The organism is Zavarzinia sp. (assembly GCF_049306435.1).
Lineage (GTDB): Bacteria > Pseudomonadota > Alphaproteobacteria > Zavarziniales > Zavarziniaceae > Zavarzinia.
Window position 1 is genome coordinate 1 of record NZ_JBAQRT010000321.1, and the last position, 20,003, is coordinate 20,003.

The window sequence follows — 20,003 nt, forward strand, 5'->3', positions numbered from 1 at the left end:
CGACCAGATCGAGAAGGAAGCCATCGCCGCGCGGGGGACATGGGCGACCCAGGCCGGGCAGCTTGCCCTTGGCATCGCCGGACGCCTGACCGGCCGTCTTGCGCCGGGGCCGCTGTTCCAGTCCTTCCTGACGGGGCTCGCGGATGCCGCCACGGCCCTGCCGCCGGACATTCGCGCCGGCACGGCCGAGGCCGGGATCGAGATCGTCAGCGCTTCGCCCCTCGACGACGCGGCGAAGGAAGCCTGCCGGGTGAAACTGTCGGACGCCCTCGGCGCCGCGCCCGGCTTCAGTTTCAGGGTGGAGCCCGCCTTGATCGCCGGGCTCGAAGCCCATGGCCCGCATTTCATCATCAGCAACAACTGGCGGGCCGATCTTGCCCGCATCGAAGCGGAACTGAACCATGACCGCCCCACCTGACCCCGGCCCCGACACCTGGCTGGCAACGGCGCGGGCGCGGGTCGCGGATACCCGGCTTGGCCCCGCCGCGGAAGAAATCGGCCGGGTCGAACATGTCGCCGACGGCATCGCCCTCGTCTCCGGCCTGCCCGGCGCCCGGCTCGACGAACTGCTGCGCTTCGACCAGGGTCAGTTCGGCTATGCCCAGGTCCTGGACGAGGGACTCATCGGCTGCGTGCTGCTCGATGCCGTCGACACGGTGGCGGCGGGCGACCGGGTGCGGGGCACCGGCGATGTCGTCCGCGTGCCGGTCGGCCCCGCCCTGCTCGGCCGCATCCTCGACCCGCTGGGCCGCCCGATCGACGGCCTCGGCCCGCTGGCGGCGAGCGAGACCATGCCGGTCGAGCGCGCCGCCCCCTCGATCATCGAGCGCGATCTGGTGACCGAACCGGTGCAGACCGGCACCCTCGTCATCGATACGCTGTTCGCGCTCGGCCGCGGCCAGCGCGAGCTGATCATCGGCGACCGGGCAACCGGCAAGAGCACGATCGCCATCGACACGATCATCAGCCAGCGCGACAGCGACATCATCTGCGTCTATGTCGCCATCGGCCAGAAGAGTACCAGCGTGCGCCGTGCGATCGATGCCATCCAGCAACACGGTGCCTTCGAGCGCTGCATCATTGTCGTCGCCGAAGCGGCCAGTTCACCCGGCCTGCAATGGATCGCGCCCTTCGCCGGCGCAAGCATGGCGGAATATTTCCGTGACCGGGGCCAGCACGCGCTGATCGTCTTCGACGACCTGACCAAACATGCCGCCAGTCACCGGGAGATCGCCCTGCTGACCCGCCAGTCGCCGGGGCGCGAGGCCTATCCGGGCGATGTCTTCTATGTCCATGCGCGACTTCTCGAGCGGGCGTCGAAACTGTCGAAGGAAAAGGGCGGCGGCTCGCTGACCGCCCTGCCCGTCGCCGAGACCGATGCCGGCAATCTGTCTGCCTATATCCCGACCAACCTCATCTCGATCACCGATGGCCAGATCGTGCTCGACGGCCATCTGTTCCACGAGGGCCAGAAGCCGGCGGTCGATGCCGGGGCCTCGGTTTCCCGCGTCGGCGGCAAGACCCAGGCACGCGCGCTCCGCGACGCGGCCGATACCCTGCGCCTCGACTACGCCCAGTTCCTGGAACTCGAGATGTTCACGCGCTTTGGCGGGATGCCGGACCAGCGCGTGCGCGATCAGTTGACCCACGGCGCCCGCATCCGCGCCATCCTCGGCCAGGGCCAGCACGCCCCGGCCCGGCTGGTCGAGGAGGTCGCGCTCGTCCTCGCGCTGCAGGCCGGCCTGCTCGATCCGGTGCCGGTCGAAGCGATCGGCGGCTTTCGCCTCGAACTCGGCGCCCTGCTCGACCGCGAGGTCCCGGATATCGTCCGCCATGTCCAGACCAGCGGCCAGCTCGAGCCGGGCCAGCGCGAGCGCCTGACCGAAACCCTCACCCGCCACCTGCGGGCCAGGGCGCCATGAGCGGCAGGCTGGCCGAGATCGAGGGGCGGATCGCCGGCATCGGCCAGCTGGGAACCGTGGTCAACGCGATGCGCGGCATCGCCGCGGCAAGGGCCCAGCAGGCGCGCAATCAGGTCGCGGCGATCGACGCCCATGCCGGCATGATCGCCGGGGCGCTGGGACGGGCCCTGTCCCTGCTGCCCGAAGTGCCCCACGATGGCGGGGTTGCCCGGGGCCGCAAGGCGATGGTGCTGTTCTGCGCCGAACAGGGTTTCGCCGGTGCCTTCAATGAAAGGGTGCTCGACAGGGCGACCCAGGGGCTGGCCGATACCGATCTGTTCCTGATCGGCACGCGGGGCATCATGCTGGCGCGCGAACGCGGGCTCGATCCCCGCTGGACGCTCGAAATGCCGGGGCATACCCCCGCCATCCCGAAACTGGCCGAACTCATCGTGACGATGCTGGAAGAGCCGATCGCGGCGGGCGAGATCACCCGTCTCGACGCGGTCTACGCCCATTGGCGGCCCGGCGGCGGCACCGACACCGTGCATCGCGCCCTGCTGCCCTTCGACTATGGCGCCTTCTCCCTGACCGCCCTGCGCGAGCCGCCCCTCGTCCATCTGGAGCCCCATGCCCTTTTGTCGGAACTCGCGGCCGATTACATTCACGCCCAGCTGTGCAACGCCGCGCTTCACGCCTTCGCCGCCGAGAACGAGGCCCGCATGGAAGCCATGGCCGGTGCCCACAGCCAGATCGAGGATCAGATGACCGAACTCTCCGCTCTCCGCCGACGCATCCGTCAGGAAGAAATCACGGCCGAGATCATCGAATTGTCGTCGGGCGAGATGGCCGCCGACGACGCGGCACGCTGAGCTCTCGGATACCAAGGACGTGCCAGGTCTCGTCATGCCGGCGAAGGCCGGCATCTCGCGAAGAATTCGGCGCTTTTTTCTGCACGAGGTCCCGGCCTTCGCCGGGACGACGATGTTCAAACGTCGATCGTCCAGAGAATAGCCTACTCGATGATATCAAGTCGGACAGGCGAATTCGCTGCGACGTCCCGCGTTACCCGCCGGCCGATCACCCTGTCGAGGAACTTGGGCGCGGCGCCGTAACCGGGGCGGACACTGCGCACTGCATCCGCCGGGATCACCTCCCCCGCCTTCAGGGGCTTGACGAAATAGAGCGAGCGGCGGAACTGCATGTTGCCGGCCTCGCTCGATTTCCGGCCATAGTCGACCCGGCCCAGCGCCTGCCAGCAGGTGCGGGCGGCGCTGCACAGGGCGGCGAGATCGGCGGGTTCGAGCGAGAAACTGTCGTCCGGGCCGCCGCCCGTGCGGTCGAGGGTGAAGTGTTTCTCGAGGATGGCGGCGCCCAGCGCCACGGCGGCGATGGCCGTCGTATTGTCGAGCGTATGGTCCGACAGGCCGGTGACGCAGCCGAAACGGGCGATCATGTCGGTCAGGGTGCGGAGATTATAGTCCGAGGCCGGGGCCGGATAGCCGCTGACGCAATGCAGGATCGCCAGCTCGCGGCAACCGCCGTCGCGGGCGGCGGCGATCGCTTCGCCGATCTCTTCGGCATCGGCCATGCCGGTCGAGATGATCATGGGCTTGCCGGTCGCGGCGGCATAGCGGATCAGCGGCAGGTCGACCGCCTCGAAGGAGGCGATCTTGTAGGCGGGCGCGCCGAGGTCTTCGAGGAGGTCGATGGCCGTCGTATCGAAGGGCGAGGAAAAGATGGTGATGCCGCGCGCCCGCGCATGATCGAACAGCGGCCGGTGCCAGTCCCAGGGCGTATGCGCCTCGGCATAGAGATCATAGAGGGTGCGGCCGTCCCACAGCCCGCCGCGAATACGGAATTCCGGGGCGTCGCTGTCGAGGGTGATCGTATCCGGCCGATAGGTCTGCATCTTCACCGCGTCGGCACCGGCCGCCTTGGCCGCGTCGATGATGGCGAAGGCGGTGTCGAGGCGGCCGTTGTGATTGGCCGACATTTCGGCGATGACATAGGGCGGCGCATCGCCGCCGATGGGGCGGCCATCGATGGTGATCATGGGGATATCGCCTGTCATGATGCCGCTCCCGTCCGCCGCTTCAGGGCTTCGAACATCAGCTCGGCCCGCTCCCAGTCTTCCGGCGTGTCGATATCCTGCACCCGCCAGCGCGGCAGCAGCACGGGGCGGGCGCGCGGCGTGAAGAAGGGCCGTCCCTCGCGGAAGGCTTGCGGCAGGCCCCAGTAGAATTGCCCGGCGTCGTGAAAGCTGGGCTCCAGATCCTGGCTGCGGGTGGCGAAATATTCCGGCTGGAACATCTCGACGCCGCCATCGGGTCGCAGACGCAGGGCGCGCTGGATCGGGAAACCGTAGCTTGTCGCCGAAAAGGCATAGTCCACGCCGCTGTCCCGCAGCAGCGCAAGGCCGGCCCTTATATCGGCGGGATCGAGGAAGGGCGCGGTCGCATAGGCGCAGCAGACGAAGTCGGGCACTGTCCCCGCCGCCGCGACCTCGTCGATGGCATGGGCGATGACCGGGGCCGTCGCCGCGTGATCGTCCGCGAGATGGGCCGGGCGAAGAAAAGGCACCTCGGCCCCCTCCCCGCGCGCGACGGCGGCGATCTCCTCGTCGTCGGTCGAGACCAGGATGCGGTCGAAACAGCCGCTGTCCTTCAGCGCGGCGATGGTCCAGGCGATCATGGGCCGCCCGGCGAAGGGTTTGATGTTCTTGCGCGGAATGCGCTTGCTGCCGCCCCGGGCCGGAATGACCGCCAGTTTCATGGCGTAACCGCCCGGCGCAGGGCGGCGATCACCTCGTCCTGCATCGCGTCGGTAAGACCCGGATAGAGCGGCAGGCTGATCGCCCCGGCGTAGTAACGCAAGGCTTCCGGGAAGTCGCCGGGGGCGAAACCCATGGCGGCGTAACAGGGCTGGGTGTGCACCGGAATGTAATGCAGATTCACGCCGATGCCGGCAGCCCGCAGCGCCTCGAATACCGCAAGGTGATCGAGAGCGGGATCGAGCCGGACGATATAGAGATGCCAGGCGGATGAGCCGTCATCATGCTGGAAGGGTATGCGCAGCGGCAGGCCTTCGAGCCGCGCATCATAACGCCGCGCCAGCGCGCGCCGGCGGGCGACGTAATCGCCGAGCCGCGCCATCTGCGACAGGCCGAGGGCGGCCTGGATCTCGGTCATGCGGTAGTTGTAACCGAGCGCGATCTGCTGGTAGTACCAGGGGCCATCGGGCGCGTGGCTCATCAGGGCGGGATCGCGGGTGATGCCATGGCTGCGCAGCAGCTCCATCCGCGCGGCGAGGGCGGGATCGCGGGTCAGGGCCATGCCGCCCTCCCCCGTCGTGATGATCTTCACCGGGTGGAAACTGAAGATGGTGATGTCGCTGTAACGGCAATCGCCCACCGGCGCGCCGAGATAGGTGGCGCCGATGGCGTGGGAGGCATCCTCGATCACATGGAAGCCATAGCGATCAGCCAGGGCACGGATCGCCGCCATGTCGGGCGACTGGCCGGCCAGATGGACCGGCACCACGACCTTCGGGAGTCGCCCCGCCGCCTTCGCCGCGATCAGTTTCGCTTCGAGGGCGCGGGGGCAGAGATTATAGGTCGCGGGGTCGATATCGACGAAATCGACCGATGCCCCGCAATAGAGCGCGCAATTGGCCGAGGCGACGAAGGTGATCGGGCTCGTCCACAGCACATCCCCCGGCCCGAGGCCAAGGGCGAGACAGGCCAGATGCAGGGCCGAGGTCGCGCTGTTGACCGCGAGGGCATGGGGCACCCGGCACTGCGCCGCCACCGCCGCCTCGAAGCGCGGCACCACCGGCCCCTGCGTCAGGAAATCAGAGCGCAGGACCGCCGTGACCGCATCGATATCCGCTTCGGTGATGTCCTGACGGCCGTAGGGGATCATCAGAAGTTTCCGATCTTGGCCTTGTTCTCGGCGATCCAGACACCCAGTTGTTCCGGCGTCATCCAGTCCTCGTTATTGTCGCTGGCATAGACGAAACCTTCGGCCACCTTGCGGCCGCCGTTCACCCGGGCCATGCGTTGGGTCCAGGTGTGGATCGAGGGCAGGATCTTGTAATACTCGTCGTATTCATAGGTGTAATAGCTGTCTTCCGCGCTGATCATCTGCTCGTGCAGTTTCTCGCCCGGGCGAAGGCCGACGATATCCTGACGGGCCTCGGGCGCGACCGCCCTCGCGACGTCGGTCACCTTCATCGAGGGGATCTTGCGGACATAGATCTCGCCACCTTCCATGTCGTTGAAGGCGTGCCAGACCAGTTCGACGCCCTGTTCCAGCGTGATCATGAAGCGGGTCATGCGCGAGTCGGTCACCGGCAGCACGCCCTTGTCCCTGATCGACAGGAAGAAGGGAATGACCGAGCCGCGCGAGCCCATGACATTGCCATAGCGGACGACGGCGAAGCGGGTATCCGCCGCGCCCGAATAGGAATTGCCGGCGACGAAGAGCTTGTCCGAAACCAGCTTGGTGGCGCCATAGAGATTGACCGGGCTGCTGGCCTTGTCAGTCGACAGGGCGACCACGCGCTTGACCTTCTTGTCGATGCAGGCGTCGATCAGATTCATCGCGCCATGCACATTGGTCTTCACGCACTCGAAGGGGTTGTATTCCGCCGTCGGCACAATTTTCGTCGCGGCGGCATGAACGACATAGTCGACGCCATCGAGCGCGCGGTAAAGCCGCTCCCGATCCCGCACATCGCCGATGAAGAAACGCACGCGGCTGTCACCGGCATAGAGTTTCGCCATCTCCCACTGCTTCATCTCGTCGCGCGAATAGATGATGATCTTCTTCGGATTGTAGCGATCGAGCGTCATGGGCACGAATGTATTGCCGAACGAGCCCGTCCCACCGGTGACAAGGATCGTGCTGTCAGGTCTCATTCCCGCGGTCTCCGGTTGGTTTCTGACCGGAATTTACCGAGCAAACACCTTCCAGATGGTTACCGTCGTTGCATTTTTTTAACCACGCGGGATCCCCGCGCGCAATGACGGCAGCCCGCGCTTTGCCGCGCTCAAGGCCAATGATCAAGGGGCCCCCGCGAAAGCGATTCCCCTCTCCGGGCGGTCGCCGATTGGTGGTAGGCTGCGTGGTGCCTTGCGCGCGGTGGTCTGGTTTGACGGGCGTTCCGCGCGCCGTTGCCCAGCAACCGCCGGATGCCTGTCCGGATACCGGAGATCCCGTGCAGTCGCCCCTCCAGGTCGTCAGAGCCGAAGATATGGACAATTCCCGGCTCTTCACCATCCACTTCCTGCGCTTCTTTCTGCGCGCCGCGCGGCAGATGACCGAAGCCTTCGATGGCGACATGGAAATGGCCATCATCGCCCAGGCAGTGGCGATTTCGACGGTCGAGGCGTTGCTGCGCGAGAGCAATTTCAAGGATGAATTCCGCAGCCTCGACACCGTCGTCGGCACGGAGCGCCAGCGGGGCTGCAATGCGCTGTCGATCGCCCAGGCGACCGGCCTGCCGCGCGAGACCGTGCGCCGCAAGATGCTGCGCCTCGTCGAGATGGATATCCTCGTCAAGCGCGGCAAGGGCGACTACATCATCCGGCCGGGCGTGGTGCAGAGCCCGATTTACCGGTCCATGTACAACAATATCGAAGGGATGGTCGCGCGCATGTTCAGCGATTGTCTCGAGGACGGCATCTTCAGGATGATGCCCAAGACCCGGCCCTGACACCTCGACCGGCGGGGGCGAAGGATCGTACAAGGTTTCCATGGCAGCGATCTTCTACGACCCCGATCACTATTCCACCGCCGGCCCCAGGCTGATGGGGCGCAATGCGGCGGGCGAATCGTTCCTGCGGGCCTATTTCCGCCACGGTCGCGCCGAAACCCATTGGGCCTATGTCGACACCGAGAGCCATGGCGCCAGCTTCCGGCAGGCGGTCGCCGCCGCCGGCCGCGCCGAGCCGGTCCGCATCGCCGGCCGGGCCGACCTCCGCGACCTGAAACAGGCCGGCGTTCTCTACAAGCCCGATCCGACCCTGCCCGTCGAAGCCTGGCGGCGCGCGATGTTCGGTGATGCGTCATGGAGCCTGTGCGGCATCACCCATGCGACCTCCAGCGCCAGGGTCATGGACAGTATCGCCGAATTGCTGACGGCCCCGCTCCAGCCGTGGGACGCCCTGATCTGCACCAGCGAAGCGGTGAAGGGCAATGTCAGCCGCGTGCTGGACGCCGCGGCCGATCATCTGGCCCGCCGCCTCGGGACAAGGCCCGCCCCCCTGCTGCAATTGCCCGTGATACCACTCGGCATCCATACCGACGATCATGCCTTTGACGCCGGTGCGCGGGCGGCGGCGCGGCGCGGCCTTGGCGCCGATGACGATACGATCGTCGTCCTCTATCTCGGCCGCCTGTCCGCCCATGCCAAGGCCCATCCCCTCGCCATGTATCGGGCGCTGCAGATGGCATCGAAGGGACTGGCGGCAGGCCAGCGCGTGATGCTGGTCGAATGCGGCTGGTTTTCCAGCGACGCCACCGCCCGCGCCTTCGCCCGCGCCGCCGCCCTCGTCTGTCCCGGGGTGACCCTTCGCCATCTCGATGGCCGCCAGGCCGAGGCGCGGGACCAGGCCTGGGCCGCCGCCGACATCTTCTGCTCCCTCGCCGATAATTTTCAGGAATCCTTCGGTCTCGTCCCGATCGAGGCCATGGCCGCCGGCCTGCCCGTGGTGGTTTCGGACTGGAGCGGTTATCGCGAAAGCGTGCGCGACGGGATCGACGGCCTCCTTATCCCCACCCTGATCCCGCCCCCCGGAACCGGCGAAGTCTTCGCCATCCGCCATGCCGTCGGCATCGACGATTACGATGCCTATTCGGGCTATGCCGGCGCCCATGTCGCGGTCGACATCGACGCCTGCGCCCATGCCTTTTCCACCCTGTTCGCCTCGGCCGACCTGCGCCGGCGGATGGGGGCCGCGGGCAAGGCCCGCGCGCGCGCCGTCTACGACTGGCAAGTCATCATCCCGCGCTATGAAGCCCTGTGGGCCGAGCAGGACGCGATCCGCCTCGCCCATCCGGTCGGACGCAATCTTTCGCCCTGGCCGGCGCGTCTTGATCCGTTCCATGCCTTCGAGGGCTACGCCAGCCGCACCCTCGACGCCGAAAGTCGCTTCGTTCTGACCGATGCCGACCTCGCCTCGGCCATCGCCCGCCTCGGCGACTATCTCGGCCTTGGCATCGTGAAATATACCCTCGCGGTCTCCCTGCCGAAGGCGGGGCTGGAGGCGATCCTGACGGCGGTCGCCGCCGCGCCGCGGACCACCGGCCAGATCGCCGCCCGCTTTCCCTCCGGGGCGGCGGGCCTGGTGATCCGCTCGGTGGTTTTCCTGCTGAAGCTCGGCCTGATCAGAATCAAGGCCTGACACCGGGACGACGGGCGAGCGTGAAGGACAGAATCTTCCCTCGACTTCCGTTTATATGTCTATTATTCTCGACATATGGATATTGAAATCGCCATCGCGGCCTTCGCCGCCCTCGCCCAGCCGACCCGGCTCGCGGTTCTGCGCCTTCTCGTCCGGCATGAGCCGGCGGGCATGGCGGCCGGCGATATCGCGCGGGCCATGGCCGCGCCCCACAACACGATGTCGAGCCACCTCGCCATTCTCGCCCGGGCGGGTCTTGTCGTCGCCGAGCGGCAGAGCCGGTCCATCATCTACCGGGCTCGGGTCGACGCGACACGAAGCCTCGCCGCCTATCTTCTCGAGGATTGCTGCGCCGGCCAGCCCGGGCTTTGCGTCCCCGATCCCTGTCCCCCGCAACCGACCGAGACCATCATGCCCGATCCCGTCTTCAACGTGCTGTTCCTCTGCACCGGCAATTCCGCCCGTTCGATCATGGCCGAAAGCATCCTCGCCCATGACGGTGGCGGCCGCTTCCGCGCCTATTCCGCCGGCAGCACCCCCAGGGGGGAGGTTCACCCCCTCGCCCTCAAGGTTCTGGCCAGCTACGATTATCCGACCGGGGGAATGCGCTCGAAGAACTGGTCCGAGTTCGCCGCCCCGGGTGCCCCCGTCATGGATTTCGTCTTCACCGTCTGCGACAACGCGGCCGGGGAAACCTGCCCGGTCTGGCCCGGCCAGCCGATGACGGCGCATTGGGGGATCGAAGACCCGACGGTCGCGACCGGCACCGACCTGCAGCGCGAGGCCGCCTTCGTCGCCGCCTTCCGTTACCTGCGCAACCGCATCACGGCCTTCACCGCCCTGCCCCTCGCCAGTCTCGACCGGATGGCGCTGGGCGCCCGCCTGCGCGAGATCGGCCGCGGCGAAGGCGCCACCGCCGGCATCGCGTGATCCCGGGAGTATTGTAATCTTGGACGTCGTCATCTATCACAACCCGGCCTGCGGCACCTCGCGCAACACCCTGGCCCTGATCCGGCATTGCGGTGTCGAGCCTCATGTCATCGAATATCTGAAGACGCCGCCGTCCCGCGCCATGATCCGCGCCCTCGCCAGCCGCTGCGGCCTGCCGCTTCGCGACCTGCTGCGCCGCAAGGGCACGCCCTTCGACGAACTGGGCCTCGACAATCCGGCGCTCGCCGACGAGGCCCTGCTCGATGCCGTCGAAGCCCATCCCCTCCTGCTCAACCGGCCGATCGTGGTAACCCCCCTCGGCACCCGACTGTGCCGCCCGTCCGAGCTCGTGCTCGATCTCCTGCCCCCGCCGCCGCCCGGCGAGTTCCGCAAGGAGGACGGCGAAGCCGTGCTCGATGCCGCCGGCAACCGCGTCTCCCAAGGCTGATACCATGTCCCTGTTCGAGCGTTACCTCACCCTCTGGGTCGGCCTCTGCATCATCGCCGGCATCGCCCTTGGCCATCTGATACCCGGCGTGTTCCAGGTGATCGGCGGGGCCGAGGTCGCCAGCGTGAACCTGCCCGTCGCCGCGCTGATCTGGCTGATGATCGTGCCCATGCTGGTGAAGATCGACTTCGCCTCCCTCGGACAGGTGGCGAAGCACTGGCGCGGCATCGGCGTCACCTTGTTCGTCAACTGGGCGGTGAAGCCGTTTTCAATGGCGCTGCTCGGCTGGCTGTTCATCGGCCATCTGTTCCGCGACCTCCTGCCCGCCGACCAGATCGACAGTTACATCGCCGGCCTGATCATTCTCGCGGCCGCGCCCTGCACCGCCATGGTTTTCGTCTGGTCCAACCTGACGAGGGGCGAGCCGGTTTTCACCCTGTCCCAGGTCGCCCTGAACGATGCGATCATGATCGTCGCGTTCGCCCCGATCGTCGCCTTCCTGCTGGGCCTGTCCGCCATCACCGTGCCGTGGGACACGCTCGCCCTGTCGGTCGGCCTCTATATCGTCGTGCCCGTGATTGCGGCCCAGGCCTTGCGCCGCTTCCTGCTGGCGGCCGGGGGCGAGGTGGCGCTCCGCCGGTTCCTCGGCAGGGTGCAGCCGCTGTCGCTCGTCGCGCTGCTCGCCACCCTCGTGCTTCTGTTCGGTTTCCAGGGCGAACAGATCCTGGCTCAGCCCCTGGTGATCGCGCTGATCGCCGTGCCCATCCTGATCCAGGTCTATTTCAACGCGGGGCTTGCCTATGTCCTGAACCGCTTGTCTGGCGAGGCGCATTGCGTCGCCGGCCCCTCGGCCCTGATTGGTGCCTCCAACTTCTTCGAACTGGCCGTCGCCGCCGCGATCAGCCTGTTCGGCTTCCAGTCCGGCGCCGCCCTCGCCACCGTGGTCGGGGTCCTGATCGAGGTGCCGGTGATGTTGACCGTGGTCTGGATGGTCAATCGCAGCAAGGGCTGGTACGAGAGGCGAGTTTAATTTCGATAATTGTCGAAATAGCGTTGCGTGGGGTCTCGGCGTGTCGCATGATATTTCCATGAACACGGAAATAGCAGCGAGACAGCTCGAGGCCCTGGGCAATGAGACCCGGCTGGACATCTACCGCCATCTGGTGCGCGCGGGCCATGCCGGACTTCCCGTCGGACACCTGCAGGAGAGGATGGGCACGCCGGCCTCGACCCTGTCCCATCACCTCAAGCGCTTGCTGGCCACGGAACTCGTGACCCAGGAACGCCAGTCGACCGTGCTGATCTGCCGCGCGCGATACCCGGCCATGCGCGCCCTCGTCAGCTTCCTGATCGACGAGTGCTGCGCCGATGAGGCCTGCGGCCCATCGCCGGGGGCGTGAGGCCTGATGGCATATTTTTTCGTCCAGTAATTCGATAATTCCAGAAGGACAGAAAATGACCCACCCGTCCGATTTACCGGTCGCCATCATCGGCGCCGGCCCCGTTGGCCTTGCCGCGGCCGCCCAGCTGGTGACCCGCGGGCTCACGCCCCTCGTGTTCGAAGCCGGCGCGGCGGTCGCGGCCTCCGTCCGCGCCTGGGGCCATGTCCGGGTGTTTTCGCCCTGGCGCTACGATATCGACGGAGCGGCGCGCGATCTGCTCGAAGCCACCGGTTGGGTCGCGCCGCCAGCGGACGAAATCCCGACCGGCGACGAGATCATCGATCGCTATCTCGCGCCGCTGGCGGCCCTGCCGACCCTGGCCCCGGCGATCCGCCTCGGCGCCAGGGTGACCGCCATCGGGCGCCTCGGCCTCGACAAGATAACCAGCGCGGCCCGGGACGATGCGCCCTTCGTCCTGTGCTGGACCGATGCCGGCGGCACCCCGCGGCGCAGTCTGGCGCGGGCCGTCATCGATGCCAGCGGCACCTGGAACCAGCCCAATCCGATGGGCATCGATGGCCTGCCGGTTCCCGGCGAGGCCACGGCATCGCCCCGCGTCGCCCATGGCCTGCCCGATGTTCGCGGCCGCGAGCGCGCGGTCTATGCCGGCCGCCATGTCCTGGTGGTCGGCAGCGGCCATTCCGCGATCAACGTCGTCCTCGACCTGCTCCGCCTGCGGGAAAGCGATCCCGCGACACAGGTCACCTGGGCGCTGCGGCGTGGCGGCATCGAGCGGCTGCTGGGCGGCGGCCTGAACGATCAGTTGCCGGCGCGCGGCGCCCTTGGCCTGGCCGCCGGAAATGCCATCGCCGCCGGGCGGCTGACCTTGCTGGCGCCCTTCGCCGCCACGTCGTTGTGCCTGTCCGGCACGGGACTGCGCGTCAATGGCCGCCATGGTCCGGACGCGATCAGCCTGCAGGTCGACCGGGCCATTGTCGCGACCGGCTTTCGTCCCGACCTTCAGCCCTTGCGCGAATTGCGGATCGCGCTCGACCCTTCGGTCGAGGCACCGCCCGCTCTCGCGCCGCTGATCGATCCCAATCTTCACTCCTGCGGCACGGTTCCCCCCCATGGCGCGGCCGAACTCCGCCAGCCGGAGCCGGGATTCTACATCGCGGGCGCCAAATCCTATGGCCGCGCGCCGACCTTCCTGATGGCGACCGGCTACGAACAGGTGCGCTCGATCGTGGCCGAGATCGCCGGCGACCACGAGGCGGCCGCCAGGGTGCAACTGGTATTGCCGGAAACCGGGGTCTGCTCCGCTCCCCCGGCACCGACGGCGCCCCCCTGCTGCCCGCCGGTCGAGGCCGCCCCGGCGAAGGCGTGCTGCGGCAGCGCGGCATGAACGATCCGTCATTTCACCGGCCACCGAGCGCTCGCGGCCTGTTCATCACCGGCCTTGGCATCGGACAGATCTGTTCCTGGGGCACCCTCTACTACAGCTTCCCGCAGATCGCCGCCGCCATGGAGGCGGATCTCGGCTGGTCGAAGACCGCGCTTTACGGGGCGGCGACGCTGGGCCTGCTGCTGGCCGGGCTCGCCGCCTGGCCGGTCGGCGTCGCCATCGACCGGGGCTGGGGCCGGCTGGTCATGAGCCTGGCCTCGGCCCTGGCCGGCGTGCTGTTCTTTCTGTGGTCGCGGGTGGACAGTCCGTTCGTCTTCTATCTGGTGGTGGCCGGCCTTGGCACGCTGCAGGCGATGACGCTTTACGAGCCGGCCTTCGCCGTCGTCGCGCGGCGCACCGGCGCGCTCTATGCCCGGGGCGGCATCACCGCGCTGACCCTGTGGGGCGGCTTTGCCTCCACCGTCTTCATCCCGCTGGTGCAAGTCCTGCTCGACCGCATGGGCTGGCGCGACACGCTCGTCGTGCTGGGCCTTGTCAATATCCTGCTGTGCGCCAGCCTCTATGCCGGCGTCATCGACCGGCGGCGCGACGCGCCCAGGACAACCGGCGGCACCGACGCGCCATCGGGCGGGGCGACAGCGGCGGCGGCCCTGCGAAAGCCGGCCTTCTGGGGCCTCGCCATTGCCTTCACCGCCTATGCCGCGACCTTCTCGGCCTTCACGTTTCATCTTTACCCGCTGCTGGGCGAACAGGGGTTCGAGCCGTCGGCAATCGTCGCCGCCATGGCGGTGATCGGTCCGGCGCAGGTCGCCGGGCGGATCGCCATCTGGGTGCTGGCGCCTGAGGCCTCGGTCCGGCGCATCGGCTCGCTCGTCGTCGTCGCCTTTCCGCTGGCGCTCGCCCTGCTGACCCTGCTGCCGCCGGTCTTCGCGACGGCGGCGCTGGTCGCCGCGATCTATGGCGCGGCCAATGGCATCATGACCATCGTGCGCGGCCTCGCCGTGCCAGAAATGATCACCCGCGACTCCTATGGCGCGATCAACGGCCTGCTGGCGGCGCCTTCACTGGTCAGCCGGGCGCTGGCCCCCGCGGCGGCGGCGATGCTGTGGACGGCGACCGGCTCCTATGAGGCGGTGCAGATCGCGATGATCGCTGGCGCCAGCCTGCTGGCGGTCAGTTTCTGGCTGGCGGTCGCCCTGTCACGGCGCCAGGGCCAAAAGGCGCCGGTGACATGACCGGGGCCCGGCGCCCCGCAAGGCACCGATGGTCGGGGCGACAAGATTCGAACTTGCGACTTCTTGCTCCCAAAGCAAGCGCTCTACCAGGCTGAGCTACGCCCCGTTGCCGCCCTCATACACGAGGCCAGCCGCAGGTTCAATGAAAGGCAGGATGAAGCATGCGATCGCCGGCGTGAATGCCGAGGCGATCGGCCGTGCCGCCCGCGACCTCGAGCACGCCGAGGGACGGCGCCCCCGCCGGAATATTGTCGAGACTATAGGGCACCATCTGCTTCGCGATGCGGATGATCGTGCCCGCCTGATCGACGAACAGCATGTCGAGCGGGATCGGCGTGTTCTTCATCCACATGACGATGCCGACCGGCCGGCTCCACAGGAACAGCATGCCGCCATCGGGCGCCAGAGACTGGCGGAACATCAGACCCTTGGCCCGCGTCTCGTCGTCCAGCGCCATTTCGACCCGGAAAGACAGGCGGCGTCCGTCGGCGGTCGCGATCACGAGATCGTCGATCCGGGGCGCGGTGGCGGCGGCCACCGCCGGCATCAGCGACAGCAGCAGGAAGAGCGAGAGAAACAGGCGCCTGATCATGCCGCGACGATGCCCATGGCCCCGCGCAGCGTCAAGGCCATGCCGGAGGCGATCAGGCAATAAGGCCTTGCCCGTCCCGCCCCCGGCGGGCATAGTCCGGCCTTCTTCACTCGGGGGAGCCGGAGCGCCGGCTGAGAGGTTCCACGCGGAACGACCCCTAGAACCTGATCCGGTTCACACCGGCGTAGGGATGGGTGGTTCCATGACTGTATCCGACGGGCCGGCCGCTGCCGGCAGGTCGCCTGCCATCGTGATATCCGGCGCGTCGCTGCGTTTCGGTGTCCTGTGCCATTTCGCCGGCCTCGACCTCACCCTTGAAGGGGGCCGCACCACCTGCCTGCTGGGGCCGAGCGGCATCGGCAAGACCAGCCTGCTGAAACTGGTCGCCGGCCTGCCGGCCGCGGGCCTCGCCGGCTCTGTTTCGGCCGATGACGGCGCCCCCCTGGCTGGCCGGATCGCCATGATGGCGCAGCGCGATCATCTGCTGCCCTGGGCCCGGCTGATCGAGAACACCGTCCTTGGCGCCCGCCTGCGCGGCGAGACGCCGGACCTTGCCCGCGCCCGCGCCATCCTCACCCGCCTTGGCCTTGGCGAAGCCACGCACCTGCGGCCCGACGCCCTCTCCGGTGGAATGCGCCAGCGCGCGGCCTTGGCCCGGACACTGTACGAGGACCGGCCGGTCATCCTGATGGACGAGCCCTTCTCCGCCCTCGACGCCGTGACGCGCCATCGCCTGCAGGGGGAGACGGCCCTGTCCCTGTCCGGCCGGACCGTGCTGCTGGTCACCCATGATCCGGCGGAAGCCCTGCGCCTTGCCGATCGCATCCTGGTGCTGATCGGCGGCCCCGCCACCCTGCATGAGGTCGCGGTGCCGGACGGCCCCGTTCCGCGCGATCCGACCCGGCCGGAATTCGGCGCCGCGCTGGGCCGTCTGTTCGATCGCCTCGCCACGGATGGAGCGGCCGCGTGAAGGGGGGTCGTCCGGTCATCGCCGCCTTTGGCGCCAGCCTCTCCCTCCTCGTGCTGTGGCAGGGGCTGATTCTGCTGCTGGCGCCGCCGCCCTTCATCCTGCCGGGTCCCGTCGCCGTCGCCCGGCGCCTGTGGCTCGACCGTAGCCTGCTGCTCGATCACGGGCTGATCACCCTGGCCGAGATCGGCCTCGGCCTTGTCGTCGGCGCCATGGTCGGCATCGGCGCCGCGGTCGCGCTGTCTGCCTCGCGGCGGCTGCGGCGGGTGCTGCTGCCGCTGGTGATCGCCAGCCAGGCGATTCCGGTCTTCGCCATCGCGCCCCTGCTGGTGCTCTGGCTCGGCTATGGCATGGCGTCCAAGATCGCCATGGCCGGCATCATCATCTTCTTTCCCGTGACCATCGCCCTCGCCGACGGCATCGCCCGGCTGGAGCCCGGCCTCGCCGATCTCGCGCGGGTGATGACCGGCGGCGCGGCCCGTCCCGGCCGGCGCTGGCGCCTGCTTCGCCATCTCTATGGTCCGGCGGCCCTGCCCGCCCTCGGCTCGGGCCTGCGCATCGCCGCCGCCGTCGCCCCCATTGGCGCCGTCGTCGGCGAATGGGTCGGCTCGGCCGGTGGCCTCGGCTGGCTGATGCTGCAGGCCAACGCGCGGGCGAAGATCGATCTGATGTTCGCCGCCCTCATCCTTCTCGCCGTCATCGCCCTGCTGCTCTATCGCCTCGTGGATGGCGCCATGGCCAGGGCGACGCCCTGGGCCCGCCCCACCGATTTCCTCAAGGAGTCCGATCCGACATGATGAAGCGCCTTGTTCCCCTGGCCCTCGCCTGCCTGCTGTCACTGCCGGCGGCGGCGGCCGACAAATTGACCGTGCTGCTCGACTGGGCGGTCAATCCCGATCATGCCGCGCTGTTCGCCGCGCAAAGCCAGGGTTTCTTCGCCGCGCAAGGGCTCGAGGTCGAGCTGATCGCGCCGTCCGACCCCAACGACCCGCCGAAGCTGGTCGCCGCCGGCAAGGCCGATCTCGCCGTGACCTATCAGCCGCAGCTGGTTCTCCTCGTCGACGCGGGCCTGCCCCTGCGCCGGGTCGCGACCCTCGTCGATACGCCGCTGAACAGCCTCGCCGTGCTGGCCAACGGGCCGGTGAAGACGCTCGCCGACCTCAAGGGCCGCAAGATCGGCTATTCGGTCGCCGGCTTCGAGGATGCGCTGCTGCAGGCCATGCTGAAGAGCGCGGGCCTTGTCCCCGCCGACGTAACCCTGATCAATGTGAATTTCGCCCTGGCGACAGCGCTCGCCTCCGGCCAGGTTGATGGCGTGATCGGCGCCTTCCGCAATTTCGAGATCCCGGAAATGCGCCTGCTCGGCAAGCCCGCGCGCATCTTCGCGGTCGAGGATCACGGCGTCCCCGCCTATGACGAGCTGATCGTCGTCGCCGCCGCCGACAAGGTGGACGATCCCCGCATCGCGCGCTTCAACGCCGCCCTCGAGGCCGGCGTCACCTTCACCCTGAACCATCCGGACGCCGCCTGGGCCGCCTTCGTCAAGGATCATCCGGAGTTGAACGACGACCTGAACCGCGAAGCCTGGGCGCTGACCCTGCCCCGACTCGCCGCCAGTCCCGCCGCCCTCGATCCGGCCCGCTTCGCGCGGATCGCCGCCTTCCTGAAGGATGCCGGCCTGATCACCCGCGCCGGCAACGCCAGCGATTACGCCGCCATGCCGCGCTGACCCCCGCAAAAAGAAACGGCGCGTACCCTGCCCGGGACGCGCCGCTGGTCACACCCCCGGAGGGGCTGTACCTAGGAAGGTTTCAATTCTGCGACCTGCGGTCCCTTGTCGCTTTCGACGATGCGGACCATGACCGACTGGCCCGGAGCCACTTCGATCACCCCCGATCGTCGCAACACTTCCATATGCACGAAGATGTCGGGCGTGCCTTCGCCGCGTGAGACGAAGCCATAGCCCCGGGCACGGTTGAACCATTTCACCATGGCCGGCACCGGCGACCCGGCATCCTCGACCTGGGGCAGAGCCCGCCTGGGCGGTGGCCGCAACCGGTCGGACGGCAAGGCGGTCGAGGGATCGTGATCGATCACACGCAGCGCCTGGAAGCCCTTGGGCCGGCGAACCGCTTCGCAGCGAAGCGTTGCCCCCTCGTCGACATGGTCGAGCCCCGCCTGACGCAGGGCCGACAGATGCAGCAGAATATCCCCCTGGCCGTCCCCCGGCGTGACGAAGCCGTAACCCTTCGTCATGTCGAACCACTTGACCCGACCGGATATCTCGATTGTGGCGAATTCGGCGCCGCCACTCGCCGCCATGATCTGTTCCATGAGCTACTCTTCCCACACTGAAAAGATGACGGGCAGGTCACCTTTTCTGGCTATCCCCCTATTTTTACGCGCAGTTTTCCCCGCGTTCTTTGTGACGCCATCATCACACCATGCCACCTTGGTGTCACGCGGAATGATGGGCCGGGGCTGAGTCAATTGACACCCGATTGGATGCAGATTTGTTGCGCCGCATCTATTGCACCGCGCAATAGAGCCGCCAACGCCATTGCATTCATCGGCGTTTTCGGCACATTTATCGCTCGCGAGATCAGAGCGACAAGGCTGAAAGGGAGGCCGGTGACACAAAGACTGCTGCTGGGTGCCGCGTTCTATTTCCTGTGGATCGGACTGTCCGGGCATTTCTCTCCCTTTCTGCTTGTCACTTCCGTTCTCTCGGTCGTCGGCGTGATTCTCCTGCTGACTCACCTCGGGCTCGTGTCGCGGCACTTCCAGCCCTTCGCCCTGATCGTATCACTGGTTGTATACTGGCGCTGGCTTCTTGTGGAGATCATCAAGGCGAATATCGATGTCATTCGCTGCGTGCTGGGTCTCGGCAAGCCGGCGAGCCCCGCCATGGGCTGGGTTCACGCCTCGCAGAAGACCGAGCTGTGCAAGACGCTCTATGCCAATTCGATCACCCTGACCCCGGGGACCATCACCGTCCTCGCCGAGGGTGACCAGTTCCTGATTCACGCGCTGCACCGCGAAGGACTGGCTTCGCTGCAGGACGGCGAAATGGACCGGCGCTGCCTGATTCTCGATGAAGATTTTCGCGGCACGGGTGCCTGAACATGTATGCCGCCGTCGCCATCGCGCTTTTCATGACCTTCGCCCTGGCCCTGATTCGCGCCATCGCCGGTCCCTCGGTATTCGACCGGGTACTGTCGCTGAACGTGATCGGCACCAAGACGATCCTGCTCATCGCGGTTCTCGGCTTCGCCACGGACCGTTACGACTTCATCGATATCGCCCTTGTCTATGCCGTGCTGAACCTCATCGGCACGGTCGCGATGCTGCGCTATCTGGTCGGGGACAAGGAACGGTCATGACCCTGCTCGACATTCTGGACCTCGCGCGTCTCGTGCTTGGGGATATCCTGATCGGTATCGGGGGGCTGACCGCGCTCATCGGCGCCTTCGGCCTCGTGCGGTTGCCCGACTTCTATACGAGGGCCCATGCCGCCGGCGTCACCGACACGGCTGGCGCCATCGGCATCCTGGTCGGCCTCGCCGTGCTGTCGCCCGACCTGCTGACGGCGGTGAAGCTGATCGTCGTCCTGCTCGTCGCGCTTTTCGCCTCGCCCGCCAGTTGCCACGCCCTGGCCCGGGCCGCCTTCCGATCGGGGTTACGCCCCAGCCTGCACGAGGACCGGCCCCCGCCGGCCGTGCCGGGGGAATAGAC

At 67.6% G+C, this 20,003-nt stretch carries 22 protein-coding genes, 1 tRNA gene, 2 pseudogenes and 1 riboswitch; of the genes and pseudogenes, 18 read left to right on the forward strand and 7 right to left on the reverse strand.

Annotation, left to right across the window (positions count from 1 at the left end):
- The 3 genes and pseudogenes from WAZ62_RS18185 to WAZ62_RS18195 form a co-directional block, all read left to right on the forward strand.
- Positions 1-418, forward strand: a pseudogene (locus tag WAZ62_RS18185) (hypothetical protein); the annotation flags it as partial.
- On the forward strand, positions 402-1,922 hold the full coding sequence (locus WAZ62_RS18190) for a F0F1 ATP synthase subunit alpha (protein ID WP_422644955.1): 1,521 nt from the start codon (positions 402-404) through the stop codon (positions 1,920-1,922). The pseudogene WAZ62_RS18185 and the gene WAZ62_RS18190, both read left to right, overlap by 17 nt.
- Positions 1,919-2,773: a F0F1 ATP synthase subunit gamma gene (locus WAZ62_RS18195; protein ID WP_422644956.1), complete on the forward strand. Its 855-nt coding sequence runs from the start codon at positions 1,919-1,921 to the stop codon at positions 2,771-2,773. Before WAZ62_RS18190 ends, WAZ62_RS18195 begins: the two co-directional genes overlap by 4 nt.
- A gap of 143 nt (positions 2,774-2,916) precedes the next feature.
- Here WAZ62_RS18195 and pseI read toward each other — a convergent pair whose 3' ends face one another.
- From pseI to pseB, 4 genes are read right to left on the reverse strand one after another with little or no spacing between them, the layout of a single operon-like run.
- Positions 2,917-3,975, reverse strand: coding sequence for a pseudaminic acid synthase (gene pseI, locus WAZ62_RS18200; RefSeq protein ID WP_422644957.1), 1,059 nt, complete (start codon positions 3,973-3,975; stop codon positions 2,917-2,919).
- On the reverse strand, positions 3,972-4,676 hold the full coding sequence (gene pseF / locus WAZ62_RS18205; RefSeq protein WP_422644958.1) for a pseudaminic acid cytidylyltransferase: 705 nt from the start codon (positions 4,674-4,676) through the stop codon (positions 3,972-3,974). Before pseF ends, pseI begins: the two co-directional genes overlap by 4 nt.
- The gene (pseC, locus tag WAZ62_RS18210; RefSeq protein ID WP_422644959.1) at positions 4,673-5,824 is read right to left on the reverse strand and encodes a UDP-4-amino-4,6-dideoxy-N-acetyl-beta-L-altrosamine transaminase; all 1,152 of its coding nucleotides are present in this window, start codon (positions 5,822-5,824) and stop codon (positions 4,673-4,675) included. The genes pseF and pseC overlap by 4 nt, the downstream gene beginning before the upstream one ends.
- A complete protein-coding gene (gene pseB / locus WAZ62_RS18215; protein WP_422644960.1) occupies positions 5,824-6,822 on the reverse strand; it encodes a UDP-N-acetylglucosamine 4,6-dehydratase (inverting) in 999 nt (332 codons plus the stop codon). Before pseB ends, pseC begins: the two co-directional genes overlap by 1 nt.
- A 335-nt stretch (positions 6,823-7,157) precedes the next feature.
- Here pseB and WAZ62_RS18220 point away from each other — a divergent pair, with 335 nt between their 5' ends.
- The 9 genes and pseudogenes from WAZ62_RS18220 (at position 7,158) to WAZ62_RS18260 (ending at position 14,709) form a co-directional block, all read left to right on the forward strand.
- Positions 7,158-7,619 carry a hypothetical protein gene (locus WAZ62_RS18220; RefSeq protein WP_422644961.1) on the forward strand — a complete coding sequence of 154 codons (462 nt, stop codon included), beginning with the start codon at positions 7,158-7,160 and terminating at the stop codon, positions 7,617-7,619.
- A 40-nt stretch (positions 7,620-7,659) separates the two neighbouring features.
- Positions 7,660-9,309 (forward strand): glycosyltransferase family 4 protein, encoded by a 1,650-nt coding sequence (locus WAZ62_RS18225; protein WP_422644962.1) that lies wholly within the window; start codon positions 7,660-7,662, stop codon positions 9,307-9,309.
- Positions 9,310-9,384: 75 nt separating this feature from the next.
- Positions 9,385-9,618: pseudogene (locus WAZ62_RS18230) on the forward strand (ArsR/SmtB family transcription factor); the annotation flags it as partial.
- Between the two features lie 102 nt (positions 9,619-9,720).
- On the forward strand, positions 9,721-10,239 hold the full coding sequence (locus WAZ62_RS18235; RefSeq protein WP_422644986.1) for an arsenate reductase ArsC: 519 nt from the start codon (positions 9,721-9,723) through the stop codon (positions 10,237-10,239).
- A gap of 16 nt (positions 10,240-10,255) precedes the next feature.
- Entirely contained in the window at positions 10,256-10,687 is a 432-nt protein-coding gene (gene arsC, locus WAZ62_RS18240) for an arsenate reductase (glutaredoxin) (protein WP_422644987.1), read from the forward strand.
- A gap of 4 nt (positions 10,688-10,691) precedes the next feature.
- Positions 10,692-11,717, forward strand: coding sequence for an ACR3 family arsenite efflux transporter (gene arsB / locus WAZ62_RS18245; RefSeq protein WP_422644963.1), 1,026 nt, complete (start codon positions 10,692-10,694; stop codon positions 11,715-11,717).
- 58 nt (positions 11,718-11,775) lie between these two features.
- Entirely contained in the window at positions 11,776-12,087 is a 312-nt protein-coding gene (locus tag WAZ62_RS18250; protein WP_422644964.1) for an ArsR/SmtB family transcription factor, read from the forward strand.
- Positions 12,088-12,142: 55 nt separating this feature from the next.
- Positions 12,143-13,474 (forward strand): FAD-dependent oxidoreductase, encoded by a 1,332-nt coding sequence (locus tag WAZ62_RS18255; protein WP_422644965.1) that lies wholly within the window; start codon positions 12,143-12,145, stop codon positions 13,472-13,474.
- On the forward strand, positions 13,471-14,709 hold the full coding sequence (locus WAZ62_RS18260) for an MFS transporter (protein ID WP_422644966.1): 1,239 nt from the start codon (positions 13,471-13,473) through the stop codon (positions 14,707-14,709). The genes WAZ62_RS18255 and WAZ62_RS18260 overlap by 4 nt, the downstream gene beginning before the upstream one ends.
- Positions 14,710-14,738: 29 nt before the next feature.
- On the opposite strand, the gene WAZ62_RS18265 is transcribed toward WAZ62_RS18260, so the two are convergent.
- Positions 14,739-14,815 (reverse strand) — tRNA-Pro (locus WAZ62_RS18265).
- 33 nt (positions 14,816-14,848) lie between these two features.
- A complete protein-coding gene (locus WAZ62_RS18270; RefSeq protein WP_422644967.1) occupies positions 14,849-15,301 on the reverse strand; it encodes a DUF192 domain-containing protein in 453 nt (150 codons plus the stop codon).
- A gap of 102 nt (positions 15,302-15,403) precedes the next feature.
- Positions 15,404-15,510: riboswitch (TPP riboswitch) on the forward strand.
- Here WAZ62_RS18270 and WAZ62_RS18275 point away from each other — a divergent pair.
- The 3 genes from WAZ62_RS18275 to WAZ62_RS18285 all read left to right on the forward strand — a co-directional run bounded on the left by WAZ62_RS18275 (position 15,504) and on the right by WAZ62_RS18285 (position 17,997).
- Positions 15,504-16,271, forward strand: coding sequence for an ABC transporter ATP-binding protein (locus tag WAZ62_RS18275; protein ID WP_422644968.1), 768 nt, complete (start codon positions 15,504-15,506; stop codon positions 16,269-16,271). Its footprint overlaps the riboswitch before it by 7 nt.
- The gene (locus WAZ62_RS18280; RefSeq protein WP_422644969.1) at positions 16,268-17,065 is read left to right on the forward strand and encodes an ABC transporter permease; all 798 of its coding nucleotides are present in this window, start codon (positions 16,268-16,270) and stop codon (positions 17,063-17,065) included. The genes WAZ62_RS18275 and WAZ62_RS18280 overlap by 4 nt, the downstream gene beginning before the upstream one ends.
- Entirely contained in the window at positions 17,062-17,997 is a 936-nt protein-coding gene (locus WAZ62_RS18285; RefSeq protein WP_422644970.1) for an ABC transporter substrate-binding protein, read from the forward strand. Before WAZ62_RS18280 ends, WAZ62_RS18285 begins: the two co-directional genes overlap by 4 nt.
- A 71-nt stretch (positions 17,998-18,068) precedes the next feature.
- Here WAZ62_RS18285 and WAZ62_RS18290 read toward each other — a convergent pair whose 3' ends face one another.
- Complete coding sequence (locus WAZ62_RS18290) at positions 18,069-18,602, reverse strand: cold-shock protein (RefSeq protein ID WP_422644971.1); 534 nt, start codon at positions 18,600-18,602, stop codon at positions 18,069-18,071.
- A gap of 297 nt (positions 18,603-18,899) precedes the next feature.
- Here WAZ62_RS18290 and WAZ62_RS18295 point away from each other — a divergent pair, with 297 nt between their 5' ends.
- The 3 genes from WAZ62_RS18295 to mnhG are packed head-to-tail and all read left to right on the forward strand — an operon-like array spanning position 18,900 to position 20,001.
- Positions 18,900-19,391: a Na+/H+ antiporter subunit E gene (locus WAZ62_RS18295; protein WP_422644972.1), complete on the forward strand. Its 492-nt coding sequence runs from the start codon at positions 18,900-18,902 to the stop codon at positions 19,389-19,391.
- Between the two features lie 2 nt (positions 19,392-19,393).
- The gene (locus WAZ62_RS18300; RefSeq protein ID WP_422644973.1) at positions 19,394-19,651 is read left to right on the forward strand and encodes a monovalent cation/H+ antiporter complex subunit F; all 258 of its coding nucleotides are present in this window, start codon (positions 19,394-19,396) and stop codon (positions 19,649-19,651) included.
- Positions 19,648-20,001 (forward strand): monovalent cation/H(+) antiporter subunit G, encoded by a 354-nt coding sequence (gene mnhG, locus WAZ62_RS18305; RefSeq protein WP_422644974.1) that lies wholly within the window; start codon positions 19,648-19,650, stop codon positions 19,999-20,001. Before WAZ62_RS18300 ends, mnhG begins: the two co-directional genes overlap by 4 nt.
- Positions 20,002-20,003 lie beyond the last annotated feature (2 nt).